Raw genomic sequence first — 19,665 nt, 5'->3', positions numbered from 1 at the left:
ACTCAGTCATCTCTGTTCGTCCAGTTGCAAGGCGACATAGAGCAGCAGCCTGTCGTCAAAGTTTCCCAAATCCAGCCCCGTCAGCTCCGAGATCCGGTTTAGCCGGTACTCAAGCGTATTGCGGTGAATAAACAGCGCTTTTGAGGTCGCCAGCGGTTGCACATTATGGCGGAACCACGCCTGCAGCGTCCGGCGCAGCAACCCATTGTTGTCCATCGCCTTCAGGCGCGCTAATGGCCGCGCCAGCTCATTGGCCTGCCAGCCGCCGCGCAGGCTGTCGAGCAGCACCGGCAGCATCAGATCCTGATAGAAATAACTGCGGCTCTCCGGCATCCGCTGCTTGCCCACCATCATGGTGGTGCGCGCGGTACGCCAGGACCGGGCGATGCTGCCCGGCCCGGTAAAGTAATTGCCCAGGGCAACGCGAAAACGCAACTGGCCGTTCTCCTGCATACGGGAAATCAGCAGTTCCACGCGACGACGATGATCTTCCGCATCCCAGCGGCCGAACGCATTGAGCGCGGGTTTGAGTACCACCATTTCCGTCAGCGAGACGATCGCCACCAGGTTGTCGCGCTCCGGCGTCGCCAGCGCATTTTGCAGCTGCTGCAGCTCGGCCATCGCGCTGTCTACGCCAAGCTGTCCGCTATCGACCTCAATCACCGCCACCACGCGCGGCTGGTTCAGGTCGATCCCCAGACGCTGCGCCCATTCGCTGAGTGCAGGCGTATGTTCTTCCGCCTGAATCAGGTTCATCACCAGCTCTTCACGTAAGCGGCTGTCCTGAGCAAGAAGATGCATCAGACGCGACTGCTCCAGCATCATTTCCGCCGTCATGCAGACCAGCTCGCCGTATTTACGCAGGGATTCCGGTTCGCCCGTCAGGCCGATGACGCCAACAATTTCCCCTTCCAGACGCAGCGGCAGGTTGATCCCCTGACGCACGCCGTGCAGGTGTTTCGCTACCGCATCATCGATATCAACCACGCGACCCTGAGAGAGCACCAGCAGGGCTCCTTCGTGCAATTCCCCAATACGCTCGCGATCGCCGCTGCCAATAATGCGCCCGCGGGCATCCATTACGTTGATATTGGTATCAATGATGCGCATGGTGCGCGCCACGATATCCTGCGCCATTTTGGTATCTAGATGCCAGCCAGCCATGTAACCCTCCTGTGAGCAGAGCTCAAGCATAGGGAAGTTCAGCAACGACTGCATTGTGCGAATGCACAAAGTGAGAGGGGGAAGTATGGAGTTGCGGTAGGCGTCACAGAAACAAGAAAGCCCCTGCGTAGAGGGGCTTAAGAGAATTACTGCATCAGCAGGTAAATTGAGGTGTCACCGCGCTGGATATTCAGCGCCAGCACGGACGGTTTGCTGTCGAGAATTTTGCGCAGTTCAGCGATGTTTTTCACCGGTTGCTGGTTAGCCCCCATGATCACATCGCCTTTTTTCAGGCCGATACGGGCAGCAGGTGAATTTGCTTTCACGTTGTTCACCACCACGCCTTTGTCCTGGCCCTTGTTACTCATCTCTGCGCCTTCAATTCCGCTGAAGATGGTGCTGGAGTCCACCTGATTCTGGCTGCTCTGCTGCAGCTCCAGGCTTACGTTAACCGGTTTGCCGTCACGCAGCAGGCCAAGGGTCACTTTGCTGCCAATTGGCATCGAGCCCACTTCCGCACGCAGGGCGGCAAAGCTGCTGATCGGTTTACCGTTCAGAGAGGTGATTACATCACCCGCTTTAATGCCCGCCTTCGCTGCAGAGGAGTTCGGCATAACCTGGCTGACGAACGCACCGCGCTGCGCATCCACCTTCATCGCTTTCGCCAGCTCGGAGTTCAGCTCGGTGCCCATAATACCCAGCTCACCGCGTTTCACCTGGCCATACTGCACCATCTGAGCAGTCAGGTTTTTCACCATGTTGCTCGGGATAGCAAAGCCGATACCGATGTTGCCGCCGTCCGGCGCCAAAATAGCGGTGTTGATACCGATCAGCTCGCCGTTCAGGTTCACCAGCGCACCGCCGGAGTTACCGCGGTTGATTGCCGCGTCCGTCTGGATGAAGTTTTCATAGTTTTCCGCATTCAGGCCGCTACGGCCCAGCGCAGAAACAATACCGGAGGTCACGGTTTCACCCAGACCGAACGGGTTACCGATAGCGACGGTGTAATCGCCCACGCGCAGCGCATCGGAGTCGGCAATTTTAATCGCCGTCAGGTTCTTCGGATCCTGAATCTGGATCAGCGCGATGTCGGAGCGCGGATCTTTACCCACCACTTTAGCATCGAATTTACGACCATCGCTCAGCTGAACTTTAATGGTGCTGGCGTTATCCACAACGTGGTTGTTGGTGACCACGTAGCCTTTTGCGGCATCAATAATCACACCGGAACCAAGCGCCATGAATTTCTGTTGCTGGCCGCCGCCCTGGCCGTCATCCCCTGCGCCACCGCCCTGACAGAACGGAGAACTCTGGAACGGCGAACCGTCCTGGCAGAACGGTGAATTGTCACCGAAGAACTGCTGGAAGTTACGCGGCATGCGCGGCGTATTGACGGTCGTGCTGCCCTCAACGTTAATACTCACCACCGATGGCATCACTTTTTCGAGCATCGGTGCCAGGCTTGGCATCTGCTGCGCGGTTGCTGCCGACGACGCGGTCTCGGCTGCAGTAGCAGTCAGAGGAGACAGCGCTAAACCTAAACTCAGAGCCAGTGCACTCATTGCTAATGTGGTTTTTTTCATGTTTCTCAATCTCGATTTACAGGTAACGCAAAATTGCTGTGTAACTCAGATTCATTTTATACCGCTTAGTTCCGGCCATAAGTTTATGGAAAAGGTAAAAATTTATTGGCCTTCTTTACAAAACTCCGGAATTATTCCACGGCCATGAGCTTGCGGTATTCATCCCAGGCATACAAATCGGTCATGCCGCTGATATAGTCCTGGATTAGACGGCAGCGATAATAATATTCCATCACCGGCCATTCCAGAGCGTGGCGATCCAGCTTACCCATCGCTTCGACATACGCCAGCCGATGGCGGGTAGAAAGTTTCTGATAAAGCCGGGATTCGATAGGAATTCGCCGCACGCGTTCTTTTTCCACCAGCTCGCTAAACTCCTCGACGGAGAGCTGAAGCAACGGTGAATAAATTTCCAGTAATCCACTGATTACACGGTATCCCTGCAGTTCCAGCTGCTCGACATCAGGATGGCTGAACACTTGCCGCATCGCCACATGTTTATAAAGCTCAAGGAGTTGACTGAAACTGCTGTCATCTTCCAGCAGCGCATGATTGAATTCCCCGCTAAAGATTTGCGGCAAATTATCAATAAAGCGCGAGGCGGCATACGGCACCAGTTTATTTAATGTATTGACCCGCAAATACATAAAGAACTGATCTTCCGTACTGCGGCTCAACGTATTTGAGCGCGATTTTTCCCAGGCATTTTCGACAACCTGCGCAAACAGCGATCCTTTTTCATGGGTTCCCCATGCCGCATAAAGATGCTGATAAAGCTCCTCGACGCTGAATATTCTTTTCTCAACTGCATCTTCCAGGTCAGCCACGCAATAGGAAATATCGTCGGCGGCTTCCATAATCCACGTCAATGGGAATCGGCCGTTTGGCGTCAGGGAAAGTTCTTTACGCAGCCGTTCTATATAGGCCTCTTCGGAAAGGTAATAGCCCGGTTTTTTCATTAAATAGCTGTGGGATGCGGGCGTTTCCCCCATCCACCACGCGGGACGCGTATATTTCAAAATGCAGCCAACCTGCGCCCAGGTCAGGTTCATGCGCATCAGGGAGTGCACCAGCCGGATCCCCTGCGCATTGCCCTCAAAGTGACAGAGATCCTGGCGCACTTTGCGGCGCAGATCGTTCAGCCCTTCTTCGCCTTCACGCAGGCGTAAATCGCGCACGATGCAGCGGTCATCGCTGAGTGGCTGGCTTGCCGCATCCGACGGATAAAGCCGTTGTTTAAACCAGTCATTAATAGCCGCCTCGCCAAAATGGCCAAAAGGCGGGTTGCCGATGTCATGCATCAGGCAGGCCATCTCAACGATGCTCTCGAAAGGCCCCGTCAGCTCATCCAGGCCATAGGTTTCCAGTAAACGCTGCTCTTTGAGGCGGCTTAAAATCTCTTTGGCAATATAACGCCCGACCTGCTGCACTTCCATGGAGTGGGTTAAGCGCGTGCGCACCGCGGCGTTACGCTCCAGCGGGAATACCTGGGTCTTTTGCTGCAGACGCCGGATGGCGGGCGAGTTAATAATCCTGCCGCGATCGCTTTCGAAGATACGCAGGATCTCATGTTCGCTCTTTTCGCCCTGCGGCGAACGGAAACGTCGGTGCCAGTTAATTTTGGTACGAAAATCGATTGGTGACATGTGCTCCCCCGCGTGAGAATGCGTTTCCCCTTAACCGCATGATAGACTATGCCTCTTAACAAGGCACATCGCGAGTAAATCTATGAAAATCGGCATTATTGGTGCAATGGAAGAAGAAGTTACGCTCCTGCGTGACAAAATTGAGAACCGTCAGACCCTCTCTCTCGGGGGTTGTGAGATCTACACCGGACAGCTGAACGGTGTTGAGGTGGCTCTGCTGAAATCAGGCATCGGTAAAGTGGCTGCTGCGCTGGGTGCGACCCTGCTGCTTGAGCGCTGCAAGCCGGACGTCATCATTAACACGGGCTCAGCAGGCGGTCTGGCACCGACGCTGAAAGTGGGCGATATCGTTGTCTCCGACGAAGCGCGTTACCACGATGCTGACGTCACCGCGTTCGGCTACGAGTATGGCCAGCTTCCGGGCTGCCCGGCAGGGTTTAAAGCTGACGATAAACTGATTGCGGCGGCTGAAGCCTGCATTGCTGAGCTCAATCTCAACGCGGTACGCGGCCTGATTGTCAGCGGTGATGCGTTCATCAATGGCTCGGTCGGTCTGGCGAAAATCCGTCATAACTTCCCGCAGGCGGTTGCCGTAGAGATGGAAGCGACCGCGATTGCGCACGTTTGCCACAATTTCAGCGTACCGTTCGTGGTGGTTCGCGCCATCTCTGATGTGGCAGACCAGCAGTCTCACATCAGCTTCGACGAGTTCCTGGCCGTTGCGGCAAAACAGTCCACCGTGATGGTGGAACGCCTGGTGCAGAACCTGGCGCGTGGCTAAACGGTCTATCAGGGCGCTGGCCGCCCTGCTGCTGCTTGCACCGGCGTGGCTGTTCGCCGCGCCGCGTGTGATTACCCTCTCTCCCGCTAATACCGAACTGGCGTTTGCCGCCGGGATCACCCCCGTTGGCGTCAGCAGCTTTTCAGATTACCCCCCACAGGCGGCCGGCATTGAACAAGTGGCAACCTGGCAAGGGATGAATCTTGAGCGCATTGTGGCGCTTAAGCCGGATCTCGTGCTGGCCTGGCGCGGCGGTAACGCCGAGCGGCAGGTTAACCAGCTCACCTCGCTTGGCATCAAGGTCATGTGGGTTGACGCGGTAAGTATTGAGCAGGTCGCTCAGGCTCTGCGCGCCCTGGCCCCTTATAGCCCTGCGCCTCAAAAAGCCGAGAGTGCGGCGAACCAGATGCTCAGCGACTATGCCGCGCTGAAAGCCCAATACGATACGCCTGTTAAAAAGCGCATCTTCCTGCAGTTCGGCAGCCAGCCGCTGTTTACCACCGGAAAAGGCTCGATTCAGAACCAGGTGCTGGAAGTCTGCGGCGGTGAAAATATCTTTGCTGCCAGCCGGGTACCGTGGCCTCAGGTGAGCCGTGAGCAGGTCCTGGCGCGCCAGCCACAGGCTATCGTCGTGGTCGGAAATGCGAGCGAGATTCCTAAAATTAAACAATTCTGGCAGAGCCAGCTAAAAATTCCGGTGATCCCACTCAACGGTGACTGGTTTGAACGCGCCAGCCCGCGTATTATCCTCGCCGCAAAACAGCTCTGTGCCGCCCTGGCAGAGGGTCATTAACATTTGTTCGAGGATTTAACGATGCTCGTTTATTGGCTGGATATTCTTGGTACAGCCGTTTTTGCTATCTCCGGCGTCCTGCTCGCCGGAAAACTACGCATGGATCCGTTTGGCGTGCTGGTGCTTGGCGTGGTGACCGCCGTTGGCGGCGGGACAATCCGCGATATGGCGCTGGCAAATGGCCCGGTGTTTTGGGTGAAAGATCCTACCGATCTTGTGGTCGCGATGGTCACCTGTCTGTTAACCATTGTGCTGGTTCGCCAGCCCCGCCGATTACCCAAATGGATATTGCCGGTACTGGATGCCGTAGGTCTGGCCGTGTTTGTCGGTATTGGCGTCAATAAGGCGTTTAATGCGGGCACCGGCCCGATGGTGGCGATCTGCATGGGCGTGTTAACCGGCGTGGGCGGCGGCATCATTCGCGACATTCTGGCGCGTGAGGTGCCGATGATCCTGCGTACTGAAATTTACGCAACGGCCTGTATTGCGGGCGGCATTGTCCACGCGACCGCGTACTACACGTTTGCACTTCCGCTGGAAAACGCCGCGATGCTGGGGATGGTCGTGACGCTGGTGATACGTTTAGCGGCGATACGCTGGCACCTGAAGCTGCCGACGTTTGCGCTGGATGAAACTTCAAGATAGGCGTCGTTTATAAGCCCGGAGGCGCTTCGCTTACCGGGCCTACAATCCGCATTCAGGCTTAAATGCTGAACGAAGAACCACACCCGCAGGTGCTTGTTGCGTTCGGGTTGGTCACCACAAAACGCGAACCTTCCAGACCTTCGGTGTAATCCACCGAACCGCCCACCAGATACTGCAGGCTCATCGGGTCAACTACCAGCGCGACGCCTTGCTTCTCGATGGTCATATCGCCGTCGTTCACCTGATCGTCAAAGGTAAAACCGTACTGGAAGCCGCTGCAGCCACCACCGGTAATATAGACACGCAGTTTCAGATCCGGATTGTCTTCGTCGGCAATCAGGGTTTTCACTTTGTTGGCTGCTGCTTCGGTAAACTCCAGCGGCACAGCTACGTCATCACTCATCTTATGCTCCCATGAATACTGCTATTGGGTAAAATTCACCCAATTCTTTTCGTCATTATCTAATACCCTGGTAATTCATTCAAGTATTCTGCGTGGCGGCCCGCTCCGCCTCTTGTTTTGCCAGGGTACGCGCGAGGATGGTGGAGTATAGCGGTTTTCCACCCAGGAATTGGGCTAATAGTGTCGCGCCGAGACAGGTAATGATCATTGGCAAAATGAGCTGGTAATTATCCGTCATCTCCAGCACCAGCACGATGCCGGTTAACGGCGCGCGCAGGGACGCGGCCAGCAGCGCCCCCATCCCGGCCACTGCAAAGGTGCCGGCGTCCAGGTGGTAAGCGGGGAAACCTGCCTCAGCCGCCATACCAAACGCGGTGCCGAGCAGCGTTCCCAGCGCCAGCATCGGGGCAAAAATCCCGCCGGGCGCGCCGGAGGAGAAGCACAGTACCGTCGTAATGACCCTGGAGAAAAACATAAACAGCAGCAAACCCACGCTGAAATTCCCGGCTGCGGCAATAGGAATCAGCCCGAAACCGCCGCCCGCGGCATTCGGTTCGATAAAGCCGAGCACGCCACAAATGCCGCCCAGCAGGCCGCCCATCAGCACCCATTTCGTGGTATTGCCGCCGTGAACGCGCTGGAACATATCCTGAGCGCGTAAGATAAAGGTGTTAAACAGCGGGCCCACCACACCAAAAATCATGCCGAGGATCAGGTATAGCCACAGGGTGTTAACCGGTGCGTTGGTCAGTTTACCGACTTCAATCACCGCCCCTTCGCCATTAAAGATGCGAAAGACGATGCTCGACATAATGACGCCGGTGAACACCGCTTTAATGGAGATCAGGTTGTAGCGGAACTGCGCGCGCATCTCTTCGATGATGAACAAAATACCGGCCAGCGGCGCGTTAAACGCCGCAGAAAGCCCCGCCGCTGCACCGGTGGCCAGCAGCGTATGGCGCGCCTCGGCGCTGCGCATGCGGAACAGGTCGCCCACCATGCGGCCAACGTTCCCCCCCAGCTGCACCGTTGGCCCTTCCCGGCCGAGCACCATCCCTGCGCCCAGCGTCCCCATCCCGCCAATAAACTTAACCGGGATCACCCGCCACCAGCGCACCGGGCGCAGCTCCTCCAGCGCGCCTTCAATTTCCGGGATGCCAGACCCGCCCGCCTCCGGGGCGAATTTACGCACCAGAAAATACCCCACCATGGCAAACAGCGCAGACAGGCCGAATGCCGCTACCCAGACCAGCCATTCGCGATCGGCAAAACCGGCTACGGTACCCACTCGCCAGTTGAGTACGGCGTTAACCGCTTTTTCAAACGCCACGCCAACCAGCCCTGCAAGGGTACCCACCACCGCAGCGGCCAGCAGGATCGCCAGCGGCGTTTTATCGCGATTGAGCAGCCGCCGAATGCTGATTCGGTGCCGGGCGCGCGTAAACTGTTGTTCTTCAAAAGACGGGGAATCTGATTTCATGTCCTGTTCTTATTCATCATACAAAAAGCCGCGAAGATTTTACCAGAGACCTTCCCTGCGACGCCTGAAAAATACTTAACAAATCTTAAAGCATTAACAGGCTAAAAATTTCATAACCTTCTGCGGATCACTTAGAATAGTGTGCTTAATCATTTTATACGAACCAGGAACGACGCCATGAGCAAGTCTGAAAACCTCTACAGTGCAGCCCGCGAGCTAATCCCCGGTGGCGTGAACTCGCCAGTACGCGCCTTTACCGGCGTGGGCGGCACGCCGCTGTTTATTGAACGTGCTGACGGCGCGTATCTGTATGATGTCGATGGCAAAGCCTATATCGATTACGTCGGTTCCTGGGGGCCGATGGTTCTCGGACATAACCATCCCGCCATTCGTAACGCGGTCATCGAAGCCGCGCAGCGCGGCCTGAGCTTCGGTGCGCCGACCGAGATGGAAGTGAAGATGGCGGAGCTGGTCACCGAGCTGGTCCCGACCATGGACATGGTGCGTATGGTTAACTCCGGTACCGAAGCCACCATGAGCGCCATCCGTCTGGCGCGCGGCTTTACAGGTCGCGACAAAATCATCAAATTCGAAGGCTGCTACCACGGCCATGCGGACTGCCTGCTGGTGAAAGCGGGCTCCGGCGCGCTGACCCTCGGCCAGCCAAACTCGCCTGGCGTACCTGCTGATTTCGCGAAGCACACCCTGACCTGCACCTACAACGATCTGAACACCGTTCGCGCGGCGTTCGAGCAGTATCCGCAGGAGATCGCCTGCATTATCGTTGAACCGGTTGCGGGCAATATGAACTGCATCCCGCCGCAGCCTGACTTCCTGCCGGGCCTTCGCGCGCTGTGCGATGAGTTCGGCGCGCTGCTGATCATCGACGAAGTGATGACCGGCTTCCGCGTGGCACTGGCGGGCGCCCAATCTTATTATGAGGTTGAGCCGGACCTGACCTGCCTCGGCAAAATCATCGGCGGCGGCATGCCGGTCGGTGCTTTCGGCGGTCGTAAGGACGTGATGGAAACCCTGGCGCCAACCGGCCCGGTTTACCAGGCGGGCACGCTCTCCGGTAACCCAATTGCCATGGCTGCGGGCTTCGCCTGTCTGACCGAAGTGGCGCAGCCGGGTATTCATGAAACCCTGACGGACCGCACCACGCAGCTGGCAAACGGTCTGCTGGAAGCCGCAGAAGAAGCGGGAATTCCGCTGGTTGTTAACCACGTGGGCGGCATGTTCGGGATTTTCTTCACCGATGCGAAAACCGTGACCCGCTATCAGGACGTGGTGAAGTGCGACGTTGAGCGCTTCAAGCGGTTCTTCCACCTGATGCTGGAAGAAGGCGTGTACCTGGCACCGTCCGCGTTCGAAGCGGGCTTTATGTCCGTGGCGCACAGCGAAGAAGATATCAATAACACCATCGACGCGGCGCGTAAGGTGTTTGCGAAGCTCTAAGGGCATTGCTAAAACGGCAATCTAAGGATTGCCGTTTATTTTTATTACCGGCTCTGCTTTCTCAACAGATAAATAAAATACGGCGCGCCGATAAAGGTCGACAGCAGTCCTGCCGGGATCTGATACGGGAACAGCACCATCCTTCCACACCAGTCGGCAAACACCAGAATGACCCCGCCCGTCAGGGCCGACATCACAATATGTGGCATCGTCCGTCGGAAACCCATCATTCTGGCGATATGCGGCGCCATCAACCCTACAAAGCTTAGTGGACCGATGGTCATGGTGGCGGTTGCCGTCAGACACGCCGCCAGCAGAAGAAGCGCGACGCGCGTTGGCGTCAGCGCTAAGCCAACCGCACGCGCGGTTTCGCCCCCCAGCGGCAGAATGGTCATCCAGCGACGGCACAGCGGTACCATCGCCAGCAGCACGATCATAACGCTTCCTGACCAGGCAACCTGGCTGGCGGTGGCGTTGTACGTTGAGCCGGAAATCCAGGTCAGGATCTTCGCCATGCGCGGATCGCCGCTCGCCTGCAGCATCATCAGCAGCATAGTAAAGGCGGTGCTGAGCGCCATACCAGCCAGCAGCATGCGGTGTGGAGAAAATCCGCCGCGGCCAGAGGCAACCAGAATAATCATCAGCGTGGCCGCCGCACCGATACTCCCGGCAGGCATCAGCCAGCCAAACGCATTGCCCGGCACCAGGAAGAGCATCAGCACCACGCCAAAGGCCGCGCCGGAGCTGATCCCCAGCACTTCAGGGCTTGCCATCGGGTTACCGGTCAGACGCTGAATAATACAGCCCGCCACCGCCAGCATCACCCCGGCAATCAGCGCGGAGAGAATACGCGGCCAGCGCCACTGCAGCAGTTCGTTGAGTAAGTCTCCCGTTGCCCAGTGCCAGCCTGCGGCATCGCGCCCAAACGCGAGGGCGGCAAACGAGGCGATAAACAACACCGCCAGACCGGCAAGGCTGAACCACAGCACCGACTGACGTTCAGCGTAGACCTTATCGCCCGCGTCCATCGCTGGGGCGCTGATGCTGCGCAGGCGCGGGAGCAGCCACAGCAGCAGCGGCGCACCGATAAGTGCCGTTGCCGACCCGGTAGACACTTCCATCCAGACGCGCGCCAGCCAGAGAATGATCTGATCGGAAAGCCAGAGGATCAGCGCCCCGATCAGCGGCGCCAGCAGCAGACGTACCAGAAGGCGACGCGCCCCGAGCATTTTTGCCAGCAGCGGCGCAAAGAGGCCGATAAACCCGATGATGCCAACCGCGTTCACCAGCAGAGCGCTCAGCACAATCGCCAGCGTGAGCGCCGCCAGACGAGCCAGCGACAGCGCCAGCCCCAGGTTGCGCGCCACGCCATCATCCAGCCCCATCAGAGTGAGCGGGCGCAGCAGCAGCAGCGTGAGCACCACGCCGCCAAACAATTGTGGCCACAGGCGCTGGACGATACTCCAGTCGGTCTGGGTGAGCGTGCCGGTGCTCCACATAAACATGCTTTGCAACTGGTCGTGGTGAAACAGCACCAGCAGCTGGTTGATCGCGCCGCAGTAGAGGCTGACGACCAGCCCGGCGAGGATCAGCGTGACCGGCGAGAGACGTTTTCCCCAGGCCACGCCAAAGACCAGCGCGCCCACGACGCAGGCACCTGCCAGCGCGGCAAACTGCGAGGTTAATGCCCCCGGCAGCGTCCAGAGGGTGGTGATGGTGATCCCCAGCTGTGCACCCGTCGCCACGCCCAACGTGGTTGGCTCCGCCAGCGGGTTACGTAGCACCTGCTGGAACAGCACGCCCACCAGTCCCAGCCCCGCCCCGACCAGCAGGGAAATGCTAAGACGCGGCAGCAGGCTGTAGTGGAACAACATCTGCTGAATATTGTCGATATCCGGAGCGGCAAACGCGGCCGCCCACTGCTCGCGCGGCAGTGCCGTGGAGAGGTTGAACCCGGTTAGCGCCAGCGCCGCCAGAAAAATCAGCCCCAGCAGCAGCGCCGGGAAACGGGCAATACGCGTACTCATGCTTTGCCCCCCATCACGTTGTCCAGCACGCGGGCAAAGTGCATTGCCGACAGCGTCGCGCCGTAAAACCATACCGCAGGGGCGCGCAGGAAGCGCTGCTCGCGCACGAACGGCATCGCCTGCCAGAGCGGGGTCGCCATCAGGGTTTGCATTTCACGCTCGTTGCCGTGGTCAAAGCACAGCACGTCGACGTTGCGAAACGCCGCCAGGCGGTCGATGCCCACGGCGGTGCTTCCCCAGAACGTCATCTCGCCTTCCCAGGCATTGCGAATGCCGAAGCTGTCGAGCACTTCCTGGAACAGGCAGTTCTTTCCAAAGACCAGCATATGGCGGGCATCCAGCAGCGTCACCATCAGCAAAGGCCGATCGCCACGGCGGGCAAAGCGCGGCTTAAGGGACTCAATCAGCGCATCAAACTCATCGAGATGCTGTTTTGCTTCCGCTTCCCGGTTGAGGAACTGGGCCATCTCGTGGATAGAATTTTTTGCCATGGTCAGCGGCTTTTTACCGTCGCTAAAGGAAAAGCCTCGTCCCGGTGCAATCTTCGCCATGATCTCTTCCGACGGGCCATACCCCGCAGACCAGAATAAATAAGACGGTTTCATCTGCGTGAGAAGCTCAAGGTTTGGCTCCGTGCGCAGACCGATGTCGATGACCGAGTCCGGCAGTTTTGGCTCATTCACCCACAGGGTGTAGTTGGGAATGTCGGCCACGCCGTAGGGCGTGATACCCAGGGCCATCATCAGCTCGACGGGTAACCACTCCAGCGCCACGATGCGGTGCGGATCGATAGCGGCGGCGCGGGCCGGGGCCATCTTCAACAGCAGCGGCGAGAGCGCCATGGCCGTCAGCAGGCGACGGCGGCTAATGTATGTTGAATCCAGCATCAGTAGACAAAGCTCACGGGAGCTGCCCCGGCAGGGTGAGGCAAAATACCCATCGGAATACCGTAAATATGTTCCAGCGTTTCGCTGCGCATCAGCTCAGACGGCGTGCCCTGAGCGATCATTTCACCGCCGCGCAGCGCGACGAGGTAGTCACAGTAGCGCGCCGCCATGTTGATATCGTGCAGGACAGCGATCACCGTCAGGCCGCGCTGCTGGCTTAAGCGATGCACCAGCGCCAGCACGTCGACCTGATGGGCGATATCCAGCGCAGAGGTCGGTTCATCCAGCAGCAGGCAGCGGCTGTCCTGCGCCACCAGCATCGCAATCCACGCCCGCTGACGTTCACCGCCGGACAGACTATCCACCAGGCGATGCGCCAGCGGTTTTAGCCCTACCAGCGCAATCGCCTCCTCTACTTTCTCCCGGTCGGCGACGCCGAAGCGGCCAAGTGCCCCGTGCCACGGATAGCGGCCAATCGCTACCAGCTCACGCACCGTCATCCCTTCCGCCTGCGGCAGCTGCTGCGGCAAGTAGGCCACCTTGCGGGCAAAGGCTTTACTGCTCCAGCCCTCCAGCGGCCGATCGTCCAGCAGAATATCCCCTTCAGAAGGTGGCTGGTGGCGTCCCAGCATCTTGAGCAGCGTGGATTTACCGGAACCGTTGTGGCCAATCAGGCCCGTCACTTTACCGGCAGGAAACGTCAGAGAGAGCGGATGCAGCAGGGTGCGCCCGGGTACGCGAAAGGAGAGATTATTGAGCGTAAAGGTGGTGTCGGATTGCGTTTTATTATCCTGCATGTCAGCCAACTTAAATAAAAAGGGCACGGCGAACCGTGCCCATAAAGAGGTTAGAAGCGGAAGGTCGCGGTGGCGACAACCTGGCGTTCAGCACCCCAGAAGCAACCGTAGGTGTTGAAGCAGCTGGCAACGTACTCACGATCGAACAGGTTGTTCACGTGAAGCGCGACGTTTGATCCGGCCATGCCTACACGCGCCAGATCGTATCTGACCAGTGCATCAACCAGTGTATAGCTTCCAACAGTGAAGCTATTCGCCGGGTCACCTTTGCTGGAGCCGGTATAACGCACGCCGGTACCCAGCGTCAGGCCAGACAGTGGGCCGTCAAACATCGTGTAATCACCCCACAGAGATGCCATATGTTTTGGCACCTGCGCCGGCGTGTTGCCTTTGTAGTTGGTGTCGGTGGTGTATTCCGCATCGGTATAGGTATAAGAACCGACAACGTTCACGCTGGCAGATAACGCCGCTTTGGCTTCCAGCTCTACGCCACGGGCGCGGATCTCGCCGCCTTCAACGGAGAAGGGTGAGCCAGTTGGGTCAGCCATCAGGTTGTTGGTTTTGGTCAGCTGATACACTGCACCGGTGATCACGATAGGACGATCGTTAGGCACGTATTTCACGCCCGCTTCGTACTGTTTGCCTTTAGACGGTGAGAATGGTTTACCTTGAGCGTCGGTCAGGGAAGCCGGTTCAAAGGATTCGCTGTAGCTGAAATAAGGAGTTACCCCGTTGTCGAACAGGTAGTTAACGCCGCCACGCCAGGTGAACTGAGTATCATCACGCTTGGCGGTGGTATTTAATACGCGGTTGTAGGACTCCTGATCGGCCCAATCGTAACGGCCGCCCAGTGTCACCAGCACTTTATCCCATTCGATCTGATCCTGAGCGTAAACGCCGGTCTGCTTCTGCTTGTTCAGCACCTGGTAAGCACCAGACGGTCCAGGGTGTGAACCGAAATCGAAATCGCCACGATCGAGATCGTAAATATCGGATGGCGCAACGGAGCCGGCGTAGCCGAACCAGGAGTTAATGTCATTACGCATGCGCATGAAATCAACGCCTGTCAACAGAGTATGGTCGAGAGCCCCCGTCGCGAACTTGCTCTGAAGCTGCGTATCAACGGTGAAGTTTTGCAGCTTCTCGTCATCGATCACATACTGGCGAGTCAGCGTATGCCCCCATTGTGACTGAGGAATGCTCGCGCAAGGGCTGGATGCCGGATTACTCGAATAGAGCGGATCGGAACACATGCCGTAGCCGTAAACGCTGTTTTGCGAGGTTTTGTTCTCGGCAAAGCGCAGATTCTGACGCACGGTGAAAGTATCGTTGAATTCGTGGTCGAAGCTGTATCCCACCATTTTCTGGTTACGGGAATAGGTGTTGTTCTTCGCGCCTTCATTGAAGTTAGTCGGCAGACGATCGCCGTTTGGCAGCGGGTCAACCGTCCCCTCTTTTGGCAGCCAGCCGTAGTAGCCCGTTTCAGGCTCGTTCTGGAAGTAGGAGAGGAACGTGAAGGTGGTTTTATCATCCGGACGCCAGGAGAAGGATGGCGCGATAGCGTAACGCTGCTCGCCCTTATCTTCCTGCTGCGAATTGTTCGAGCGCGCAACGCCCGTCAGGCGGTATGAATAGACACCGTCATCGTCGATCGCATCGCTGAAGTCAAAGCCGGTCTGGAACAGGCTGTCGGTACCCACTTTAAACTGGATCTCTTTCAGCGGCTCGGTCGTTGGGCGCTTACTTACCATGTTCAGCAGGCCGCCTGGGCTGCTTTTTCCGTACAGAACGGAAACCGGGCCACGCATGATTTCGGCGCGCTCCAGCATGTACGGGTCAATCACCGCGTCGTTGTAGAAGTTCCCCTGCATTTTCATGCCGTCGAGGTAGTTGTTCTGGCTCTGACCATCGGCCGCAAAACCGCGAATAACCAGATAATCATAGGTGTTGGACGCACCACGCGTGCCCACCGCAACGCCCGGCGTGTAGCTCAGGGCTTCTTTCACCGAACGCGGCTGGTGCAGCGCCATCTCTTCGGCAGTTACCACAGAAATAGACTGTGGAACCTTTTGAATTGGGGTGTCTGTTTTGGTACCGGTCGCAGATTGGCGAGCGGCGATAGTCGCAGCAGGTCCCCAGGCACTTTCCTGTGCAGCAGGTGCAGCGGTAACGGTAATAGTATCTTCTTTTTTCGGGGTTTCGGCAGCGTGAGCAAATGCAGACATGCCGGCAACCGCTGTGGCTACGACAACCGCGACTTTACGCAGCGACGTGTTAATTGGCTGAGCAGTATTGGAAAGCGCCATGTTTATCTCTGATGGAAAAGTGAATGATAACGTAAACGAGAATTATTATTATGACCGCAGAATAATATGCGAAACGCTGGTTGCATAGCAAGCAGTAAGCGGCCCTACAAGATTTAAGGGTTTAAGAATTAACCAGATGAAAAGAGAGGGTTAACGAAGTTAGTGAAATGATCCTTAGCCCGCCAGAGCGGGCAGGATGAATCAACGGTAAAAGAGCTCGAACGTCGCGACAGAATCGACTTTGCCGGCTTTTATCTCCCCCGTCCTGACGTAGCGAGCCTTGAGTGGGATCTCGACAGGAACGTTGTCCTGCGCGCCAGTTATCGCCGTATAGTTCCGATCGAACTGCAGCACCGTATCATTCTGGTCAAGGATCTGAATGCCGACGCCTTCAGCGGCGGAATCTCCGGAGGCGATCCCCAAAATATTGCCGTTCGTGACGCCCGTTGAGCCCGCGCTGGTAAACTGATAATCCACCTTTGTGCCTGCCGCGCAGTCGGTGATCTCAATCTTAAAGCTGTCGTCCGTGAGGATGTCAGAATATTGGCCGCTAAAGTCCTGCGTATTGACCGTTTTCAGCGGCACATAGATATTGCGATCGACAAGGTTACAGGTATTGGTGGTGATGTGAACGCTGGTGGGAGAGAAGCGCATTTCACCGATCGGCGCGTTGCCCAGGATATCCATTGAGGTTAACCGTGAGGTATCAAGATCGCCCTCCTGGATAGCGCCCGTGACGACCAGCTGGGCAGCGGCGCGGAATACAGATGTACTTGTCGAATAGCCATGGATCGATCCCACAAAGTGCATGGGCCGGACAATATCCTGCTCAGTGTAACCGGGAAACCGTTCGGTTGACGATGCCGCGCGGATGCCAATACCCGGCACGTTAGTCTGATAGACCCCGCTCATCACATCTTCACGCGCATCCGCATCCGTGAGGTACAAATACCCGCGTCGAATTTGCGCGTCACCGCTACAATCCACCGTCACCGCTTTACTCTCGACGCTGGCGTCATAAAGCACGGTGCCGACGGGCGTGTCGGGGGCGACAATAATGACCGGGGGAAGCTGAAACGTCACCACGGCATCCGCATCAGCGCTGCCGTTGAAGGTACAATCTGCCCGGGCTGAATGGCAAAATGCCCCCGCCAGCACAAGCAGTACCGGTGGCAGAAATGTGTTAACGATACGTCGTAGGTTCATGAGATACCTCAGTTAAGGCAGTTGACCGTGGCTTTCACGATCCCTGCCGGGCTCTGCGAGGGAAGATCCAGCGTCCCGTGACACTGCCGATCGCGCTCTTCTCCCCACTGCACGCTAAACGTTGTTTTGCCGGACAGCCCGGTCAGGTAAACCTCACCGTCATCACCCACGATGGCCGTGGTGTTATCCAGCGCCACCACGGCACCAAACGGCACGGGCTTACCCGCATAGAGCAGGGTCACCAGCGCGCGTCGTCCCACGCGCGCGTCGAACGTGGCCGGCACTGCCGCCCCTTTCGTCGGCACGAGATCCAGCGTTGCCGCGTCGATATCAATATCTTCCCGATCCTGCGTATTCACGGTGATGACGTTGTGCCGGTAGGCCGTCAGAGAAGGAACGATCGCGTTACCAAAACGGTCCGTCGTGATGCCACGTCCGTTCTGCACTTTGACGTTATCACCATCTTTAATGTGCACAATGGCGAAGGCGTCGCGTACGGGCTGCCCCAGCGTCACGCCATGTTCGTGGGCCACAATCGATCCCTGAGCGCTGTAGTTCCATTGCCGGTTATCGCCACCGTAGCTGTACCCCATGCCGACCTCGCCGGAAGCCCCCCGGTAACGACCGGAGAGGCTGCCGCCGTAGCCCGTATTCTGATTGGCATAGCTCTGCTGAAGGTTGTAGCTCAGCTTATTGTCCTCCAGCGCGGTACCGCCGAGCCCGACCTGATGCGAGACAAATCCGCCACTGGAGGTATTAGCACTGTAGGTTGCCCAGGAATTCGGCAGCCACTTTGATAACGGAATGTTGACCGTCAACGCCATTTGCCGGTCGGTATCGGCATCTGGCGTGCGGGTCAGGTTGTAGCTTATCGACCAGGTGATGTCGCGCCAGCTGGAGCTGAACCCCGCGCTGACGCTGCGCTCATGGCCGTCCATATCCCAGTAGTCCTGCTGATAGCCGTTAAGATAGGCCGAGCCCCAGTCAGAAACCCGCTGGGAAAGGTTGAGCTGCATGCGGCTACGGCGGTTATTAGTTCTGCGGTAGGTATAAATGCCGTCATCGATTTCGCTGTCACGCTGATCGATAGCTTCCTGAAAGGTATAGAACCCCGATGTGGAGTAGCGATAGCTGGCAAGCGTGACGGTGGTATCCGTGTCAGGAATGTCTTTTGAATACTGCGCCCGCCAGGATAAACCGCTGGCATCGTCACGCCCGTCATCAAACGCGGTACGCGCGGCGGTGAGATCGACAGAGGCAGAGCCGAAATGCCCCAGATCGGCTCCGAGCCCCAGCAGCAGCGCGTGATACAGTGATGAACCCAGCGCGCCGGTAAACGCCGTGACGCCGTAAGGCAGACCATAGATGGCTGTGCCTTGCGCAAAGGTGGGTTCGTCTTCACCTTCATTACCGCGATAGCGCCCTGCGGCCAGCGAATACTTAAAGCCGCCTTCCCGCTGTAACACCGGCACCGACGCGCTGGCCTGGATGAAGCTATGCTCGCTGCCGTCCGCCTCTTCGACGGTCACTTCCAGATCGGCTCCGGATGTGACCTGGCTTAAATCGCGGATCTCGAACGGCCCCGGCGAGACGTTTGTCTGATAGATGGTGTAGCCGTTTTGCTTGATAGTGACTTTCGCATCGCTATTGGCAATACCGCGCACGACGGGCGCAAAGCCCTGTTGGCTAACAGGCAGCATAGAAGTATCCGTTTCCAGCTTCACGCCGGTCATCTGGACGCTGTCAAAAAGCTCACCATTGGTATATGTCTGTCCAATCTCAAGCTGGCTTTTCAGCGTTTTGATGTCGCGTTGTAACGTGCTGGCAATGGCCTCCCAGCCGGAAGCGTCGCTCCAGGTGCTGTTATTCCGCAGCCGCCACGCCCCAAGATTAATCCCCGACTCCAGGCCAAGCCAGGTCGACGAGGTTTTGCCCGAACTGTAGTGCTGCTGAGAACCGCTGAATTGATAGCTTGTCCAGGCGGCAGGCGCGCCGTCATCCCAGAATTTTGGATGTATCGCGCCAGCGGCAGCATGGTCGCGATACGCCTGCGGGATGACCAGCTTCAGGGTCTGGTCATCCTGATTGTATTCGTAACGGGCATTTTCAATGAAATGGGAGATATCGCGGACGTAAGCGCCGTCATCAAGATCTTTTAAGTCCGGGATCGTGTCGACTTTCACGCCGTAATCGCGCAGATCCGCTTTCGTCAGCTCCGGCAGCAGGCGCTGTTTATCGTCAGACAGCACGAAAGCGATGGGACGTTTATCCACAACGTCCCGATCCCACATAACAGTCGTGAGGTAGCTTCCAGCAAGTAACCCGTTATCATTGATGAAGTTTTCTAGCGTAGAGGTATTTTCGAGCGGCGTATCCAGTTCAAGGATCCGCAGGTTAAATTCGTCATCGGCACTTGCAGGCTGGATCGCGGCGAGCAGCGTCAGCGCGATCCCGTGCAGTACCTGTTTGTGAAGCAGAGATGACGACAT

15 protein-coding genes are annotated in these 19,665 nt (G+C 57.4%); 4 read left to right on the top strand and 11 right to left on the bottom strand.

Going from position 1 to position 19,665, the window contains the following annotated elements; all coding sequences use genetic code 11:
- Positions 1 to 6: 6 nt before the first annotated feature.
- The 3 genes from cdaR to dgt all read right to left on the bottom strand — a co-directional run bounded on the left by cdaR (position 7) and on the right by dgt (position 4,393).
- Positions 7 to 1,164 (bottom strand): DNA-binding transcriptional regulator CdaR, encoded by a 1,158-nt coding sequence (cdaR, locus tag IM295_RS10670; protein ID WP_032644978.1) that lies wholly within the window; start codon positions 1,162 to 1,164, stop codon positions 7 to 9.
- A 146-nt stretch (positions 1,165 to 1,310) separates the two neighbouring features.
- Positions 1,311 to 2,747, bottom strand: a complete 1,437-nt coding sequence (degP, locus tag IM295_RS10665; protein ID WP_028015572.1) for a serine endoprotease DegP — start codon at positions 2,745 to 2,747, stop codon at positions 1,311 to 1,313.
- 131 nt (positions 2,748 to 2,878) lie between these two features.
- Positions 2,879 to 4,393 (bottom strand): dGTPase, encoded by a 1,515-nt coding sequence (gene dgt / locus IM295_RS10660; protein ID WP_193066664.1) that lies wholly within the window; start codon positions 4,391 to 4,393, stop codon positions 2,879 to 2,881.
- A gap of 82 nt (positions 4,394 to 4,475) precedes the next feature.
- On the opposite strand from dgt, the gene mtnN reads away from it, so the two are divergent.
- The 3 genes from mtnN to IM295_RS10645 are packed head-to-tail and all read left to right on the top strand — an operon-like array spanning position 4,476 to position 6,612.
- The gene (gene mtnN, locus IM295_RS10655) at positions 4,476 to 5,174 is read left to right on the top strand and encodes a 5'-methylthioadenosine/S-adenosylhomocysteine nucleosidase (protein ID WP_028015570.1); all 699 of its coding nucleotides are present in this window, start codon (positions 4,476 to 4,478) and stop codon (positions 5,172 to 5,174) included.
- Positions 5,167 to 5,967 carry a vitamin B12 ABC transporter substrate-binding protein BtuF gene (gene btuF / locus IM295_RS10650; RefSeq protein WP_045631184.1) on the top strand — a complete coding sequence of 267 codons (801 nt, stop codon included), beginning with the start codon at positions 5,167 to 5,169 and terminating at the stop codon, positions 5,965 to 5,967. Before mtnN ends, btuF begins: the two co-directional genes overlap by 8 nt.
- A 21-nt stretch (positions 5,968 to 5,988) precedes the next feature.
- On the top strand, positions 5,989 to 6,612 hold the full coding sequence (locus IM295_RS10645; protein ID WP_028015568.1) for a TRIC cation channel family protein: 624 nt from the start codon (positions 5,989 to 5,991) through the stop codon (positions 6,610 to 6,612).
- Between the two features lie 58 nt (positions 6,613 to 6,670).
- Here the strand turns inward: IM295_RS10645 and erpA are convergent, their stop codons facing one another.
- Positions 6,671 to 7,015 (bottom strand): iron-sulfur cluster insertion protein ErpA, encoded by a 345-nt coding sequence (erpA, locus tag IM295_RS10640; RefSeq protein ID WP_008501923.1) that lies wholly within the window; start codon positions 7,013 to 7,015, stop codon positions 6,671 to 6,673.
- 79 nt (positions 7,016 to 7,094) lie between these two features.
- The gene (gene clcA / locus IM295_RS10635; RefSeq protein ID WP_193066663.1) at positions 7,095 to 8,495 is read right to left on the bottom strand and encodes a H(+)/Cl(-) exchange transporter ClcA; all 1,401 of its coding nucleotides are present in this window, start codon (positions 8,493 to 8,495) and stop codon (positions 7,095 to 7,097) included.
- A gap of 177 nt (positions 8,496 to 8,672) precedes the next feature.
- Here clcA and hemL point away from each other — a divergent pair, with 177 nt between their 5' ends.
- Positions 8,673 to 9,953, top strand: a complete 1,281-nt coding sequence (gene hemL / locus IM295_RS10630) for a glutamate-1-semialdehyde 2,1-aminomutase (RefSeq protein WP_028015566.1) — start codon at positions 8,673 to 8,675, stop codon at positions 9,951 to 9,953.
- 44 nt (positions 9,954 to 9,997) lie between these two features.
- Here the strand turns inward: hemL and fhuB are convergent, their stop codons facing one another.
- From fhuB to IM295_RS10600, 6 genes are all read right to left on the bottom strand, one after another.
- Positions 9,998 to 11,980 (bottom strand): Fe(3+)-hydroxamate ABC transporter permease FhuB, encoded by a 1,983-nt coding sequence (fhuB, locus tag IM295_RS10625; protein WP_193066662.1) that lies wholly within the window; start codon positions 11,978 to 11,980, stop codon positions 9,998 to 10,000.
- Positions 11,977 to 12,867: a Fe(3+)-hydroxamate ABC transporter substrate-binding protein FhuD gene (fhuD, locus tag IM295_RS10620; protein WP_045259490.1), complete on the bottom strand. Its 891-nt coding sequence runs from the start codon at positions 12,865 to 12,867 to the stop codon at positions 11,977 to 11,979. Before fhuD ends, fhuB begins: the two co-directional genes overlap by 4 nt.
- A complete protein-coding gene (gene fhuC, locus IM295_RS10615) occupies positions 12,867 to 13,664 on the bottom strand; it encodes a Fe3+-hydroxamate ABC transporter ATP-binding protein FhuC (protein ID WP_028015563.1) in 798 nt (265 codons plus the stop codon). The genes fhuD and fhuC overlap by 1 nt, the downstream gene beginning before the upstream one ends.
- A 50-nt stretch (positions 13,665 to 13,714) precedes the next feature.
- A complete protein-coding gene (gene fhuA / locus IM295_RS10610) occupies positions 13,715 to 15,970 on the bottom strand; it encodes a ferrichrome porin FhuA (RefSeq protein ID WP_045259489.1) in 2,256 nt (751 codons plus the stop codon).
- A 201-nt stretch (positions 15,971 to 16,171) separates the two neighbouring features.
- Positions 16,172 to 17,176 (bottom strand): fimbrial protein, encoded by a 1,005-nt coding sequence (locus tag IM295_RS10605; RefSeq protein WP_193066661.1) that lies wholly within the window; start codon positions 17,174 to 17,176, stop codon positions 16,172 to 16,174.
- 8 nt (positions 17,177 to 17,184) lie between these two features.
- On the bottom strand, positions 17,185 to 19,665 hold the full coding sequence (locus IM295_RS10600; protein WP_193066660.1) for a fimbria/pilus outer membrane usher protein: 2,481 nt from the start codon (positions 19,663 to 19,665) through the stop codon (positions 17,185 to 17,187).

Source organism: Enterobacter cloacae complex sp. P14RS (genome assembly GCF_014895895.1).
GTDB lineage: Bacteria > Pseudomonadota > Gammaproteobacteria > Enterobacterales > Enterobacteriaceae > Enterobacter > Enterobacter bugandensis.
This window is presented reverse-complemented; position numbering and strand designations above follow the sequence as displayed.